Below are 15,103 nucleotides of genomic sequence, written 5' to 3' on the forward strand. Positions count from 1 at the left end.
ATAATGGTAGCATTCACTGTTAACAAAAATGCTGGCCTTATCCTGTTCCAAATGACCAGGAACAATATCAATATAATATACACCCGGCAATAACGCCGGGTGTCTGGGTCTATTTTACGGTTCTGTTGCTGTCTGGCGGCTCATTCCTTGTATTTTTCTGGCGCCTTGGTGCTTTGCCGCCGGTGGCTTTGGCTTTGGCCGGTCCGGCCCCGGCTTTTTGCCGGAGCTCCACAATCATATCCCGGAGTTCGGCCGCCCGCTCAAACTCGAGCAGCTTAGAGGCCTGGCGCATTTCTTTTTCCAGATTGGCGGCCAGTTCCAGCATATCGTCCCGGCCCATATTGCCGATGCGGTCGGTTTTGTAGGCGGCAGGCGTCTCGGCCACCTTAGTTGTTTCAATCAGCTCTTTCACCCGTTTTTCAATGGTCCGCGGGGTGATGCCGTGTTTAACATTGTAGGCCAGCTGAATCTCCCGGCGGCGCTCGGTCTCCCCCATCGCCCGGCGCATGGAGTCGGTAATATGGTCGGCATACATAATGACTTTGCCGTGGGCATTGCGGGCGGCACGGCCAATGGTCTGCACCAGCGAGGTCTCGGACCGCAGAAAGCCCTCTTTATCGGCATCCAGAATGGCCACCAGGGATACCTCCGGCAAATCAAGCCCTTCCCGCAGCAAATTGATGCCAATCAGCACGTCATGGACACCGGCGCGCAGGTCACGGATGATCTCCACCCGCTCAATTGTCGCAATATCGGAATGCAGGTAATTGACCTTGATCCCCATGCCCTTCAGGTATTCGGTCAGGTTTTCCGCCATCTTTTTCGTCAGGGTCGTTACCAGTACCCGCTCATTGCCGGCAGCCCGCAGCTTAATCTCAGCCAGCAGATCATCCATCTGCCCTTTTATGGGCCGTACTTCAATCTCCGGATCAATCAGGCCTGTCGGTCTGATAACCTGCTGGGCTACCTGGCTGGCTTCCTGCAGTTCATAGGCGGCGGGTGTGGCCGAGACATAAACAATCTGGTTGATCCGGGCCACGAACTCAGCAAAGGTCAGCGGCCGGTTATCAAACGCCGACGGCAGCCGGAAGCCATTTTCGACCAAAGCCTCTTTGCGCGAACGGTCACCGGCATACATCGCCCGGATCTGCGGCAGGGTAACATGCGACTCATCAATCACGATCAGAAAGTCTTCCGGAAAATAATCAACAAGGGTAAACGGGGATTCACCGGGCCGGCGGTTCGTAAGATGGCGGGAGTAATTTTCGATCCCTGAGCAGTAACCCATTTCCAGCATCATTTCCAGGTCATAGCGGGTGCGCTGGTCAATGCGCTGGGCTTCCAGCAGCTTGCCGTTAGCCCGCAGCCAGGCCAGGCGTTCCTCAAGCTCGCTCTCAATATCCCGCACGGCCCGCAGCATGTTTTCCCGCGACGTTACATAGTGGGAAGCCGGATAAACAGCAATATGCTTACGCTCGGCAATAATCTCGCCGGTGAGGGTATCAATCTCCAGAATCCGTTCGACCTCATCACCGAACAATTCGATCCGTAAGGCCTTCTCGCCATAAGCAGCCGGGAAAATCTCAACAATATCCCCCCGCACCCGGAAGGTGCCCCGGCTGAAGTTATAGTCATTGCGCTCATACTGGATAGACACAAGCTTGCGCAGGATTTCATCCCGGTCTTTGATCTGGCCCTGCCGCAGTGACAGCACCAGCCCCCGGTATTCATCGGGAGAGCCTAAGCCGTAAATACAGGACACGCTGGCGACAATGATGACATCACGCCGCTCAAACAGCGAACTGGTGGCCGAATGGCGCAGCTTGTCTATCTCATCATTAATGGAAGCATCTTTTTCAATATAGGTATCGGTCTGGGCAATGTAGGCTTCCGGCTGATAATAGTCATAATAACTGACGAAATACTCTACCGCATTATTGGGAAAAAATTCCTTGAACTCGCTGGCCAGCTGCGCGGCCAGTGTTTTGTTATGGGCAATCACCAGGGTCGGTTTTTGTACCTTTTCAATAACCTTGGCAATGGTAAAGGTTTTGCCGGTACCGGTAGCCCCCAGCAGGACCTGCGCCCGGTCACCGCCCTGGATAGCGTCAGCAAGCTGGACAATCGCGGCCGGCTGATCACCGGTAGGTATAAACGGGGCTTCCACTGTAAAAGGAATCCCCCCTTCCGTATGGACAGTATTAAGTTTGGGTACAGTTGCCATTCGCCTCACCTCACCGACTTTTAACTTGCCGCCAGCCAGACTGGCGGCATCTAGCGATTCATTCCTCTGTTAGCGGCGTTTAAGTTTATCAAGCACCCAGTCGAGCAGCCCGTAGCGCTCAGTCGCCATTTCCGCATAAAACTGCTCGTCCCCGTCCGGCACCGGAATTATCCCCAGCCGCCGCTGACCACGGGTAAACCGGACCTCTTTCACCAGGGTCCGGCCATCCCGCTCCAGGCTGAGGCTGAATTGGTCAGGCGTGTGACTGATGGCAGCGGCCAGCTCGAAACGGTTGTTAACAGGCATACCGGCCAGATGGGTAATAATATCACCCGGCTTAATGATCCTGGCGGCCGGTGTACCGACAACCGTATCCAGGGCCATAATGCCGTAAGGCGGGGGAACAAACCGGGGCGGGGCCTGCAGTTCCCGGCGGTTATCCAGTTGAATCAGCAGTTCGTGGCCAACCGGCGACAGCAGGGCGGCAATCACCATCAGCCAGGAATATTTCGCCGACAGCAACGCCAGTGCTAACAAAACAAGGCTGTATATCGCCAGATTCAGGGCCGACCGCCACCGTCGCTGCCGGGGCAGACTGGCGATGGCCATGTCGGTATAGCCGAGGGCCGCCACTACCGGGGCCATGACATAGACCCAGCCGGAACCGGCCGGCGGTTCCTCAGCCAACGGCAGCAACGGCCACCATTCAGGCATATTGATCATACCGCCGCCGGCGGCGTTCCCGGTCGGCACGGCCACCGCGGCCAGGATCACCAGCGGCAGCGGCCAGAAATTCTGCAGGCTGAAAGCCCCGACCAGCCGGCCGTCAGCCTTTTTGATAATCATCGGCATCGAACTGTAGCCGCCGCTGATGGCAATCAGCAGGCTCTCCGTGATATGCAGTACAGCCACCAGGGCCAGTACCTGCGGCACATCCACCTCCGGCCAGCCAAACAGCACACTGGCCAGAGCCACCAGACCGCCGGCATAGGCAAAACATAAAAACCGCATATTGATAAACATAAGCAGCAAAGCTACCGGCCAGATATAGGCCAGCCCCAGCTGATTGAGGGTAACGCCGACCAGGGTTAACAACAAGCTGCCGGTTATGCCGCCGATAAGGCCAAAAAAACCGGCCAGCAGGATCTGCTGGGACAAGGTGTAGTTATACACACCAAACATCTGCAGCTGCCGCTTCTGGGTCTGCCAGTACTGATAGCCCACCAGCGCCAGGATCAGCAGGAAATTAAAATTGAAGATGATCCCCAGGGCCCCACGGATAATAAGCAGCGTAATATCTGACCACGGAAACAAGTTGTCCTCACCTCAAACAAGCTTTAGTCCGGAGAATACAGTACTTCGTCTTTCTTAAAACCGATAGAATAATTGGCGTAGATTTTTTCGCTCGGCAATCTGTAATGCGACGACAACGAAGCAGTGCGGAAAAGCTCCGCAATTATCATTGGTTTTGCGGGAGATGAAGGACCAGGCCGGGAAGGAAGATAAAGGTTGGTCTATAGTCACTATAAACCAACCTGATCCCTACATTTTACTTTTCAAAACCTCAACCGCTTTATCAAGCTGTATATCTTTATTGTCTTGGGTTTCGGTCAATTCCAGCTGAATATCAGGCTCAATGCCGACGCCATTAATCGCCCGGTCCTTCGGGGTGAGATATTTGGCAATCGTCAGTTTAATGGCTGAGCCTTCATCAAGACGGATAACAGTCTGGACAGACCCTTTGCCGTACGTTTTGGTGCCGATCAGGGTACCCACACCGGTATCCTGGGCAGCTCCGGCCACAATCTCCGAGGCACTGGCACTGCCGCCGTTAACCAGGATAGCTACCGGGTATTTCGCGGCCGGCAGATGGGAGGAATGAGTCTCCCGGTGCCCGTCCCGGGTAACCACAGAGACTACCGGGCCTTTGGGTACAAACTGGCTGGCAACTTTAACACTTTCATCCAACAGCCCGCCCGGGTTATCCCGCAGGTCAAGCACCAGCGACTGGAGGCCTTCCTGTTCGAGCTCCTGCAATTTGTGGATAAAATCATTGCCGGTATTTTCATTAAACATCGCTATCCGGATATAGCCGATGTTGTTCTCCAGCATTCTGCCGGCGACAGTTTTAATCTGGATGTTCGAGCGGGTCAGGGTATATTCCTGCAGTTCCTGGCCCCGCAGAATAGTTAACACAACTTTGCTGCCTTCGGGGCCGCGAATTTTGCTGACAGCCTCGTCCAGGGCCAGGTCTTTGGTATCCTGACCGTCAATTTTGAGAATTTGGTCCCCGCTTTTGATGCCGGCCTTTTCGCCCGGGGTACCTTCAATCGGGGCCACAACGGTCAGCAGTTTATCCTTGGTGCCGATAACAATGCCCACGCCGCCAAAAGACCCTTCGGTCTCAATCATGAATTCTTTAAACATTTTGGCATCCATATAAATAGAATGCGGATCATTCAGGGAATTGACCATCCCTTTGATGGACCCGGCCATCAGGGTCTCAACCGGGACCTCCTCAACATAGCGGGCCTTGACAACCTGCAGGGCCCGCAATACCCGGACAGTGCTGATCACATCCGAGGACCAGGCATTCATCAGGTACAGGAATCCGGCCGAGGTTGTCAAAAATGTCACTAAAACCAATAGCACTGCACCAAAAATTATTTTACGGCGGCTCAATCAATACACCTCGCTGAAGTCGCGGGTTCAATACCGGACTTATCCCTTTTCATTTTATATTTTTAACTATATGTCAAATTGCCGATAAATATTCTTGCGCTAGGGCAGATATCCCAGCGGACTGACCGGCGTACCATTTTCACGGACTTCAAAATGCAGGTGCGGCCCGGTTGAATAACCGGTGCTGCCGCAGCGGGAGATCAGCTGTCCCTTTTGCACCCGGTACCCTTCTTCCACCAGCAGTTCCGAGTTGTGGGCATAAAGCGTCGAGATGCCGCCGCCATGATTGATAATAACGGCCTTGCCATAACCGCCCATCCAGCCGCTGAAGACAACGGTACCGCTGTCGGCAGCAAGAATGGAGTCCCCGTAATCGGCGCCGATATCAATCCCGCTGTGATAACGCTGCGTACCGAAGATCGGATGTACACGCCAGCCGAAGGGGGAAGTAATCGGGCCGGCGGCCGGCCAGATCAGCGCGCCGCTGCCGCCTGCCGCCCCGGCCGGGCCGCCGGTCTGGATATTACGGAGCATTTGCTCGATCTGACGCGAGGTCTCCATTAATTCCTGGTAGGCGCGCTCGGCCGTATCCCGTTCCTGCACCGCCGAATCCAGCACTCTTTCCCGTTCATCCCGGCTGGCTTCAATAACCAGTCTTTTGGCTGCAGCCTGGTCTTTGAGCTGGGCGATGGCCGCCTTGTCCCGCTCCAGCTCGGCCCGTTTCTGCACAACCAGCTCCCGTTCGGCCTTAACCTGGGCCACAAGGGCCAGGTCCTGATTAACGACCCGTTTGAGCAAATCGGCCCTGGTGGTAAAATCAGTAAAATCGGCAGCCCCCAACAGCACATCCAGATAATTAACCTGCCCGTTTTTGTAAATGTCACGCATCCGTTTATTGAGAATCTGGCTGCGCTCAGCCAGGTTTTTTTCAACCTTAGCCAGCAATTCGGTGTTTACCTCGATTTGCTGCTCCGTCGCTGCCAGCTTGGCTAAAATAGCATTATATTCAGCAACTGCGCTATCAAGGTCGCCCTGAATTGTCCGCAGTTGGTCCGATACGCTGTCAACCTGCCGCTGCGCCTGGGCGGCCCGGCTTTGCTGGGCCGCCATCTCCCGCTGAACGGTCTGCAGCTGCCGCTGTTTTTGATCAATTTCATCAGCCAGCGCCGTACCAATTACGCTGGCCGTCAGCAGGACAACAAGGCCTAAAGACAATATTCGTTTGCTCACAAGGGTTCTCCCTCCTGTTACACCTTCATAAAGCGGCGAAGTGAAATCGTACTGCCCAGGGCGCCAATGGCCGCCCCCACGACTAACAACACTATACTGATATGGGTTAAAAACGGGCTCTTCGGAATCAGCGGCAGAAAGGCCAGTGATTCGTAAACTTTTTCGGTCAGGGCGCTATAGGTCTGGCTCAGGACCAGCACCGCGCACAGGGCGCCGCCAAACCCTAAGATCATGCCTTCAATCATAAACGGCCAGCGGATGAACCAGTCGGTTGCCCCAACATACTTCATAATGCCGATCTCTTTGCGGCGGGCAAACACAGTAATTCTGATGGTATTGGCAATGATAAACAAGGCGGCCAGCGCCAGAAAGCCAATCAGCAGCAGGCCGACGATCCTGATCATTTTTGTCAGGCTGAATAGCTGTTCAATCACTTCCTGACCATATTTGGCGGTTTCGACCCCGGTAAGCCGGCTGATTGCCGCCGCTACCGGCTTAACATCCTCAGGCCTGTCCACCTTTACCTCAAAAGAGTTAGGCAGCGGGTTGGTATCCCCCAGGGCGGTGAGCAGTCCCTGCTGTTCACCCAGTCTGTCTTTAAACTTAACCAACGCCTGCTCTTTATCGACAAACATAACCTGCGTAACCCCGTTCAGCTTGGTTATCCTGGTGCCAAGCGCCCGCATGTCCCGGTCGGATAAGGAATCCTCCAGATATACGGTAATCTGAACCTGGGTTTCCAGGGTTGAGGCCATATGGTTAAGATTAAGGATCATAATTAAAAACATGCCTAAAATCAGCAGCGACAACGCTACTGTACTAATGGAGGCAATGCTCATCAGGCCGTTATGCCGGAGTGAGGAAATAGCCTCCCGCACAAAATATTCAAAGGTTCTAATCTTCATAACCATAAGCCCCTTTTACCTGATCACGAACAATGCGGCCTTTTTCAATAGCAATCACCCGTTTCTTCATGGCATCAACCACCGTCTTATCATGAGTAGCCATCACAATGGTGGTGCCGGCTTTGTTAATTCTGTCAAATACCTTCGTGATCTCCCAGGAGGTATCAGGATCAAGATTGCCGGTGGGCTCATCGGCAATCACCACCACCGGATTGTTGATAATAGCGCGGGCAATGGCGACCCGCTGCTGTTCCCCGCCGGACAGTTCTGACGGATATGTACGCAATTTATGCCTGAGGCCGACCAGTTCCAGCACATTGTGAACGCGCTTTTGCATCTCCCGCCGCGACGCTTCAATCACCTGCATGGCAAAAGCCACATTGTCAAAGACGGTTTTATTCGGCAGCAGACGATAATCCTGAAAGACAATGCCCAGGCCCCGCCGCAGATAAGGCACCTCGGCGGCTGTCATCGCAACAACATTACGCCCGTTAACGACAAGCCGCCCGCTGGTAGGCAGTTCTTCCCGGAAAATAAGTTTAATGAAGGTCGATTTGCCTGCGCCGCTCGGACCGACTACAAAAACAAAATCCCCTTTGCCAATCTCTACGGAAACATCAGCTAAAGCGACCGAGCCGTTATGATATACTTTCGACACTTCACTCATGGTAATCAATCCTAAAGTACCTCCAACGTTAATTACACGACTTAAAGCAATTTGTTGTATTCGACATGTTTTGGGAAAAACCTCCTTAATTTTTGATAATAATCATTCCCTGACAGCTGTATTTTTTCCAGAATATTACATTATTTCAGCAATTCCATCGTATATAAAGTGGTTACTCCCAGTACGCTCAGCAAGCCGAAATACCACCAGGCCACTTTGAGCCGCTGGGCGGCCGTCAGCTGATAATAAGTACTGTCCTGATGCTCTTCCCCCCGCCACAACTCAAACAGGGAAAACAGGAAAATAATTAAGATGAATATATTATGGGTATACAGAAAAACACCGCCAATAACAAGACTGCCAATCCACCACAGGCGGGGGGAGATGGCAGCGGCAATGCGTTCCCCGTCAAGCGGCGCGCAGGGAATCAGGTTAAACAGGTTAAGCAGGCAGGCCGTGTATGCCAGTACCAGTATCAGCATACTGTCGCTCCAGAAATAAAATGCCAGGCACAGCAAAGCACTGAGGGTACCGGCCGCCGGACCGCCAATCGCAATATTAGCCGTCATTTTGGCATTGACCGGGGCCCGGTTTAAGCTAATGACCGCGCCGATAAAGGGGATAAAGGTCGGCCCGGTGGCCCGCAGGCCGACAATGCGGGAAGCGACAACATGCCCCAGTTCATGGACCAGTAAAAGCAGAATAAACCCCAGAGCAAACCGGCCCCCGAAGGCCAGCGCATAAAAAGCCAGCGACACCAGCATGGAGGCGGCTGTCGACAGGGCGCCGCCCATCTGTATCAACGCCAGCAGACCAACAAACCCGATCCCGGCCCGGCGCAGCACCCGGCGAGCCAGGTTGATTACTGTCCAGTTGTTCACACAACCCCTCCTAAAAAAAATTGAGCCCGCCCCTACATAATACATATGCAGGGGCGGGCTTCTTTCATGCTTCAGCCGTCTTAGGCGTTTTTACGGCTGACGGCCTTCTGGACGGCAGCAACAATCGCGTCCTCGGTCAGATTATATTTTTTCAGCAGATCACCGGGTGTGCCTGATTCGCCAAAAGTATCCATAACCCCGACTCTTTCCAGCGGCACCGGGCAGTTTTCCACAACGACTTCAGCCACGGCACTGCCCAGGCCGCCGATAATGCTGTGCTCTTCACAGGTAACAATGGCTCCGGTATCCCGGGCCGCAGCAATAACGGCCTCTTTATCAAGCGGTTTGATCGAAGCCATATTCAGCACCCGGGCGCTGATTCCCCGGGAAATAAGCTGCCCGGCCGCCTGGCGGGCCGGTGCCGACATAATGCCGCAGGCAATAATCGTCACATCCACGCCGTCGGTCAGCAGGGCGGCTTTGCCAAGCTGGAACTGATACGCCTCACCGAACAGATCAGGTACTGCGGCCCGGCCCAAACGGATATATACAGGCCCCTGGTACTCGGCGGCAAAATCAATGGCTTGTCTCGTCTCCGTGCCATCGGCCGGAACAATAACCGTCATGTTCGGTACCGCCCGCATAATAGCAATATCCTCAACCGACTGGTGCGAGGCACCGTCCTCACCAACCGTCAACCCGGCATGGGTGGCGGCAATCTTAACATTAAGCTTCGGGTAGCAAATGGAGTTGCGGATTTGTTCAAACGCCCGCCCGGTGGCAAACATGGCGAAGGTGGATACAAAAGGCAGCTTCCCGGCAGCTGCCAGGCCGGCGGCAGTACCCATCAGATTCTGCTCGGCAATGCCGACATTAAAAAAACGGTCAGGAAAAGCCTTGGCAAATACATTGGTCTTCGTGGATTTGGACAAATCAGCGTCCAGCACCACGACATTTTTATTACGCTCGCCCAGGTCCTTAAGGGCCAGACCGTAGGCGTCCCTAGTCGCTTGGTTAGCCATGTTTTACCTTGCACCTCTTTCGTGGGCGGGCGGCTCTGAACGCCCATCTGCGTTGTTGCTCCTGCGGGCGTTCCCTCCGACGTACTTCCCAGTACGACTGCGGTCACGTCCTCGTCGCGCCTAGCATCTGGACATTCATAGCCACCCGCGTGTATATTCATAGTTTTTTAAAAAGAACGGTGGGGGTTTAATCCTCCAGTCCTTCCAGCTCTGCCAAGAACAGTTCGCATTCTTCCCGGCTGGGGGCTTTGCCGTGCCAGTCGGCGACATTCTCCATTTTGCAGACGCCTTTGCCTTTGACGGTTTTCGCGACAATCATAGTCGGCTTGTCCTTTACCGTCTTGGCGGTCTGAATGGCTTCATAGATCGCCTGGTGGTCATGGCCGTCAATGACCAGCACCTGCCAGCCAAAGGCCTGCCATTTCTCCGGTATCGGCAGCGGCGACATAACCTCGGCCACAGCGCCGTCAATCTGAAGACCGTTGAAATCGACAAAGGCGGTAAGGTTATCCAGCTTGTAATGAGCCGCAAACATAGCCGCCTCCCAGATCTGCCCTTCCTCCAGCTCACCGTCGCCCAGCAGGGCATAAACCCGGTAGTCGCGGGCATCAATCTTGGCCGCCAGGGCCATGCCATTGGCGGCACTCAGCCCCTGTCCCAAAGAACCGGTCGACATATCAACCCCGGGAATCGCCTTCATCTCCGGATGCCCCTGCAGCCGGCTGTTAACCTTACGCAGGGTAAGCAGCTCCGCCACCGGCAGATACCCTTTCTCCGCCAGCGTAGCATACAGCACCGGCGCCGCATGCCCCTTCGACAGCACAAAACGGTCGCGGTCAGCATCCTTCGCCTGCGCCGGCGACACATTCATCTCCGCAAAATACAGCACCGCAAGAATATCGGCAGCAGACAATGAACCGCCCGGATGGCCTGATTTGGCTTCCGTCACCATGCTTACAATATTGCGCCTGATGGACTTGGCCCGCCTGGCCAGCTCCTCGAGCTGCTCCGGTGTCAACTTCTTTACCATACTTTCATAAACCCCCTATTAGTCTTTATCTAAATTATGTATATTGCAATTCCGGCAGGCAAACACGCCCCAGCCCCCCCGTCCCGTCACCCCAATGTCCGCACGCGGACGAGGGCGTCACCCCGCTGCCCCCGCCAACCCCAATGTCTGCATCGCAGACGAGGCCGTCCCCCCCACCCCCGCCACTCCCGTCAATCCCGATGTCCGCATAGTGGACGAGTCCGTTTCCCCGTCCCGCCCATCTAAAATTGCATCCAGCACCGAAAATGCCGAGGGCCTGAAACGGGCGAGAAATGCCCAGATGCGAGGCGCACCGGAAGAGCGTGCCGCGCCGCGTACTGACGTACGCAAGCAAACGCTCTGAGGAGCAACGAAGCAGGTGGGCGTTTATCGCCCGTTTCAGCGCGGGGAGGAGAAGCCTTCGCCCAGGACTTCGTGAGCATCCGCCACAATCACAAAGGCCTGACGGTCAATCCGGTAGACCAGGTCCTTGATATGGGATACCTCCCGGGTACTAACCACACAGAAGACGACATCACGCTCAGACTTGGTATAGGCGCCGCGGCCGGCCAGCATGGTAACGCCCCGGCCCAGCTCGGCCATAATGGCATCAGCCACCTCGCCGGAGGAAGAAGACATGATAAAAAAAGCTTTGGCGGCACTGGGGCCTTCCTGGACCAGGTCAATAATTTTGGTTGTAACAAAGAGAGAAATAAGTGCATATAACGACAATTCGGCGCTGCCAAACACAACACCCGCCAGGGCAATAACAAAAAAATCAACACCCAGCAGCGCCTGGCCGATGCTGATGCCTGTCAGTTTATTGATAATCGCGGCGGCCAGATCGGTGCCCGCCGTGGTTCCTTTAAATTTAAAAACAATGCCCATACCCACACCGGCCAGCACCCCGCCATAGATGGAATTAAGCAGCAGATCACGCGTTAAAACAGGCACAAACGGGGCCGTAAAATCAATGCTTACCGCCAGTATGCCGGCACCAAACAGGGTATTCACGCCAAAACGGGCCCCCAAAATCTTAAGACTCAGTAGAAACATGGGAATGTCAAGCGCCAGCATGGTCAGCCCCACCGGCAGCCCGAAGGTATGATGCAGGACTGTGGCCAGGCCGCTGGTGCCGCCGGCGGCAACCTTATTGGGAATTAAGAAGATATTAAGTGCCAGCGCGGTAATAACCGTGCCCAGCCCAATCCCTGCATAGTCCCTGAGCCACTTCCATTTCACCATTGCTCCCCCCTTATTTCTTCATGAATCAGCTGAACACCATTCCCGGAACGGTTAAGCTCACTTAATCAGACTGAGCGCAAGTTCGGCGTTTTGAAAAGCTTTAGTCCGTAAAATATTGATATTTTCCACCCGCTTATGATTGGTCTGTTTGCGTTCTGTCCACAGTTCACGCACCCGGCCCAGCAGTTTGTCAGCCGTTACGGTCTTAAGCGTGCCACAATGCCTTTCGCCAATCGTTTCCAGAAACCGGTCAATTTTAGGATCATAGGAGATGCCGGCCATAGGTACATGCATAACAGCGGCAAAGATCAGCGCATGCAGCCTGATGCCAATCAGCAGATCCAGATTGCCGACCAGCGAGAGCAGCTCACTGGTACTATATTCACCAGGCAGCACATTGCTCTTATTTTTCATCCGGCCGGCGATTTTTTGGGAGACACTGAGATCATCAGGCCACTGCATGGGAATAAAAACGACCCGGGCGCCAAATTCGGCAATCATCTGATCGGCGGCATGCGCCAGCACCTGTTTAAAATGGCTCCAGTCCTTCCACTCCCGGACGGAGATGCCGATTAAGGGCGCCACCCCCTCCTGCCCATGCTGTTTCAGAATTGACCGGCCGATCTGCCGGTCAACCTGATGCATGGCCAATACCGGATCGGCCGTGATATAAACGGGGGGCGCCGTTACCTTGAGCCGCTTGAGCTCCTCGTAAGACCCGTCGTCACGCACAGTAATCATGTCCACCATATTGCCGATATAACGCATCGCGCCCTGGGCCAGGGTTCCCTGTACCGGACCAATGCCCTGGGCGTACAGCATGACGGGCTTACCCAGCTTCTTGGCCAGCATCATAATGCTGAGGTAATAATAGAGGCTGCGGTCACTGGTCACATCCTGGAGCAAACTGCCGCCGCCACTGATTAATAGCTGGCTTCTGGACATAACCCTGGCGATTTCGGGATAATTAAGCCGGTAGACGGCGCCAACGCCATGGCGCCGCCTGGTATCTTCGGGATCGCCGGAGATAACGGTAATCCGGATAGCAGGGTCAATATCGATTAAAGCCTCAATCATGGCTGCCAGCATCGCCTCGTCACCGGCATTGGCAAATCCATAATAGCCTGAAACAACAATTTCACTCATTAGCGGCCGGACTCCTTCCCAAACGGGCAATTACAACCTGGAGGATATATACGCCGACAACGGCAGCGGTACCAATCACCGCCCCTAACAGCAAGCCATCCAGACCCCGGATGACCGACATGAAAATGGGCGTCCGCAAATGCGCGAACGTTTCCACCAGCGATCCCTGCGCAATGGTAGCCGCTATTACGAAAATAAACTGGAAAAACCGCGGCCACTGATGCCAGATAGCCATTGCCGCCAGTAAAAATGCCGGATGGCCGATGAGAAACTCTTTGCCCCGCGGCCGGGCATACATTAGCTGCTCCAAAAGCGCCCGGAGCTTAAGCTCGGCCGTCGGCACAGGTACACCGGCAGTATGCCCGGAACGGCCAATAAATACCCAGGCGGCAAAAGCAGCGGCACCAACAAACAGCAAGGCTTTCATCGTCACCGGGTAGTTCAGGATGGTAACGACCTGGCGCCATAACCCGCGGGCATCCGCCGACCAGACCTGCTCAAACAGATTATACCTGGCCAGATAGGCGACAGCGACTAATATAAGCGGGGCGACAAAAGTCAGCTTTACGCCGCGGAATATCTCCATCTCCAGAAAAAACCGCACATCACTGAGTACAGCCCCTAAATACAGCCCGCCGGCTAAAGACAACAGGGTCGTAGCAGCAAGCGCGCTCAAGCCGCCGCTAATAACCCGGCCAATACCGGCAGAAGGGCCAAAGTCCCCGGCCAGTTCCCGGGCACGCCAGCGGTCCAGCTGCCAGATCATGGCCAGCACCGGGAAAATAATAGCACTGGCCAAACCGACCGCTTGCCGGCTTAGGGTGCCGCCGCCGCTCAGCACCGGGAATATCAGTACTACTGCCAGCAGCGCCACCAGGGCGTACTGCCAGCGGGCAGCAAAAGGAATAATCAGGGATAAGAAAAGCACCCCGGCCGCTGTCGCTCCAAGCACAATAACAGCAATTAGCCATGGTGCCGGAAAGTAGGGCGTAAAGGTCGTTGCCTTCCCGATAGTGAAGCCTGCTGCCGTCAGTTCCGCCTTGACACCAGCCACATAGTCAAGATTCGTTTCCAGCAGGGTCTTGCCCGGCTCAGGCTTATCATACTTGCGCATCAGATTGATCCGGATATTGCGTTCCTGGTCGGTGACCGTCCAGCGGCGAATCGCCTCAGCCGCTTTAAGTTTAGGCTGCTCATCCTTAGGGATGGTGTACACCCGGGCGGCCTGATAGTTATTGGCGGCAGCCAGTTCAGTCAGACCCTCCTGTTTAAAAAACTGTAATTGCAGCGGGTGTTCGATCATCGCCAGGGTGAGCCGGCGTTCTTTAAAATGCCTGGCAGTAAGCGGCAGCAAATCAGGATAGCCTAAGACTTCATCACCCACGAAAATCATGGCACTCAGATTTTTTATGCCGGCTAAACGGCCGAATACGGCATTGACATCAGCCGGGGTCACCTTGGTATAGTTAGTCGGCCGGGGCACTACATAAAAGCCAAGCTCGTCAACCTTAGCCAGTTCATCGGCCGGCAAGCCCAAATTCCATTTGACTGCTTTCTCAAAATTGGCTTTGGCGGCCAGCACCGGCCGGTCCCCGCCGGCCAGTAAGGTAACCCGGCCCGGCCCCAGGCGGCGTTCCAGATCGCTCTGGACTTCGGCGAAAACCTTGGTATCCTGCCCGGCCACATACACGTCTTCCGCTGCAATCCTGCCCTCGGCCAGCAAATTTTGCCAGAACGGGTCTGTAAGCGTACCCGTACGATTCTGGTGGAGAATATCCGCACCGGGCAGTGCTGTTACCTTGCCGTTCTTATTAAGCTTTTCCAGAGTGGTTTCATATACCGCCAGGGAGGTAATGCCGGCGGCCTTAAACCGGGCCAGCAGGCTGTCAGCTTGAATACCTTCAATTTGGGCCAGTTCCACAAGGTCTTCATACTCCATGACCAGTTCCACAGTGGAATTCGCCTGTTCCACCTGGTAACGCTGCCAGGCAACTACCCCGGCCGCCAACAGCCCGATGATGATGAGGCCGATTAACAGCTTATTATATGTAAAGGTTGTCAAAATCTCTCC

Annotated in this window: 12 protein-coding genes; all 12 read right to left on the bottom strand. The window is 54.7% G+C overall.

The features are described 5' to 3' along the window. Positions 1-109 precede the first annotated feature (109 nt). Positions 110-2,224, bottom strand: a complete 2,115-nt coding sequence (gene uvrB / locus SPTER_RS16330) for an excinuclease ABC subunit UvrB (protein WP_144351344.1) — start codon at positions 2,222-2,224, stop codon at positions 110-112. A 69-nt stretch (positions 2,225-2,293) separates the two neighbouring features. Then, a complete protein-coding gene (locus SPTER_RS16335; RefSeq protein WP_144351345.1) occupies positions 2,294-3,538 on the bottom strand; it encodes a PDZ domain-containing protein in 1,245 nt (414 codons plus the stop codon). A gap of 228 nt (positions 3,539-3,766) precedes the next feature. Further along, a complete protein-coding gene (locus SPTER_RS16340; RefSeq protein WP_246105327.1) occupies positions 3,767-4,876 on the bottom strand; it encodes a S41 family peptidase in 1,110 nt (369 codons plus the stop codon). A 129-nt stretch (positions 4,877-5,005) separates the two neighbouring features. Continuing rightward, entirely contained in the window at positions 5,006-6,136 is a 1,131-nt protein-coding gene (locus SPTER_RS16345) for a murein hydrolase activator EnvC family protein (RefSeq protein ID WP_144351347.1), read from the bottom strand. A 17-nt stretch (positions 6,137-6,153) separates the two neighbouring features. Next, a complete protein-coding gene (gene ftsX / locus SPTER_RS16350; RefSeq protein WP_144351348.1) occupies positions 6,154-7,041 on the bottom strand; it encodes a permease-like cell division protein FtsX in 888 nt (295 codons plus the stop codon). Continuing rightward, a complete protein-coding gene (ftsE, locus tag SPTER_RS16355; RefSeq protein WP_144351349.1) occupies positions 7,031-7,717 on the bottom strand; it encodes a cell division ATP-binding protein FtsE in 687 nt (228 codons plus the stop codon). The genes ftsX and ftsE overlap by 11 nt, the downstream gene beginning before the upstream one ends. A 131-nt stretch (positions 7,718-7,848) precedes the next feature. Next, positions 7,849-8,589, bottom strand: coding sequence for a site-2 protease family protein (locus SPTER_RS16360; RefSeq protein ID WP_144351350.1), 741 nt, complete (start codon positions 8,587-8,589; stop codon positions 7,849-7,851). Between the two features lie 80 nt (positions 8,590-8,669). Next, positions 8,670-9,611, bottom strand: coding sequence for a transketolase family protein (locus SPTER_RS16365; RefSeq protein ID WP_144351351.1), 942 nt, complete (start codon positions 9,609-9,611; stop codon positions 8,670-8,672). A 187-nt stretch (positions 9,612-9,798) separates the two neighbouring features. Then, positions 9,799-10,641: a transketolase gene (locus SPTER_RS16370; protein ID WP_144351352.1), complete on the bottom strand. Its 843-nt coding sequence runs from the start codon at positions 10,639-10,641 to the stop codon at positions 9,799-9,801. Between the two features lie 399 nt (positions 10,642-11,040). After that, positions 11,041-11,886 (bottom strand): YitT family protein, encoded by an 846-nt coding sequence (locus SPTER_RS16375; RefSeq protein ID WP_144351353.1) that lies wholly within the window; start codon positions 11,884-11,886, stop codon positions 11,041-11,043. A gap of 57 nt (positions 11,887-11,943) precedes the next feature. After that, a complete protein-coding gene (csaB, locus tag SPTER_RS16380; protein WP_144351354.1) occupies positions 11,944-13,032 on the bottom strand; it encodes a polysaccharide pyruvyl transferase CsaB in 1,089 nt (362 codons plus the stop codon). Next, a complete protein-coding gene (locus SPTER_RS16385) occupies positions 13,025-15,094 on the bottom strand; it encodes a DUF5693 family protein (protein ID WP_144351355.1) in 2,070 nt (689 codons plus the stop codon). Before SPTER_RS16385 ends, csaB begins: the two co-directional genes overlap by 8 nt. Positions 15,095-15,103: the final 9 nt, after the last annotated feature.

Source organism: Sporomusa termitida (assembly GCF_007641255.1).
Lineage (GTDB): Bacteria > Bacillota > Negativicutes > Sporomusales > Sporomusaceae > Sporomusa > Sporomusa termitida.

Bases quoted from the DNA above. Each gene is read 5' to 3' on its own strand.
- ftsX (WP_144351348.1), bottom strand. From the start codon at position 7,041: ATGAAGATTAGAACCTTTGAATATTTTGTGCGGGAGGCTATTTCCTCA.
- SPTER_RS16370 (WP_144351352.1), bottom strand. From the start codon at position 10,641: ATGGTAAAGAAGTTGACACCGGAGCAGCTCGAGGAGCTGGCCAGGCGG.
- SPTER_RS16375 (WP_144351353.1), bottom strand. From the start codon at position 11,886: ATGGTGAAATGGAAGTGGCTCAGGGACTATGCAGGGATTGGGCTGGGC.
- uvrB (WP_144351344.1), bottom strand. From the start codon at position 2,224: ATGGCAACTGTACCCAAACTTAATACTGTCCATACGGAAGGGGGGATT.
- SPTER_RS16365 (WP_144351351.1), bottom strand. From the start codon at position 9,611: ATGGCTAACCAAGCGACTAGGGACGCCTACGGTCTGGCCCTTAAGGAC.
- csaB (WP_144351354.1), bottom strand. From the start codon at position 13,032: ATGAGTGAAATTGTTGTTTCAGGCTATTATGGATTTGCCAATGCCGGT.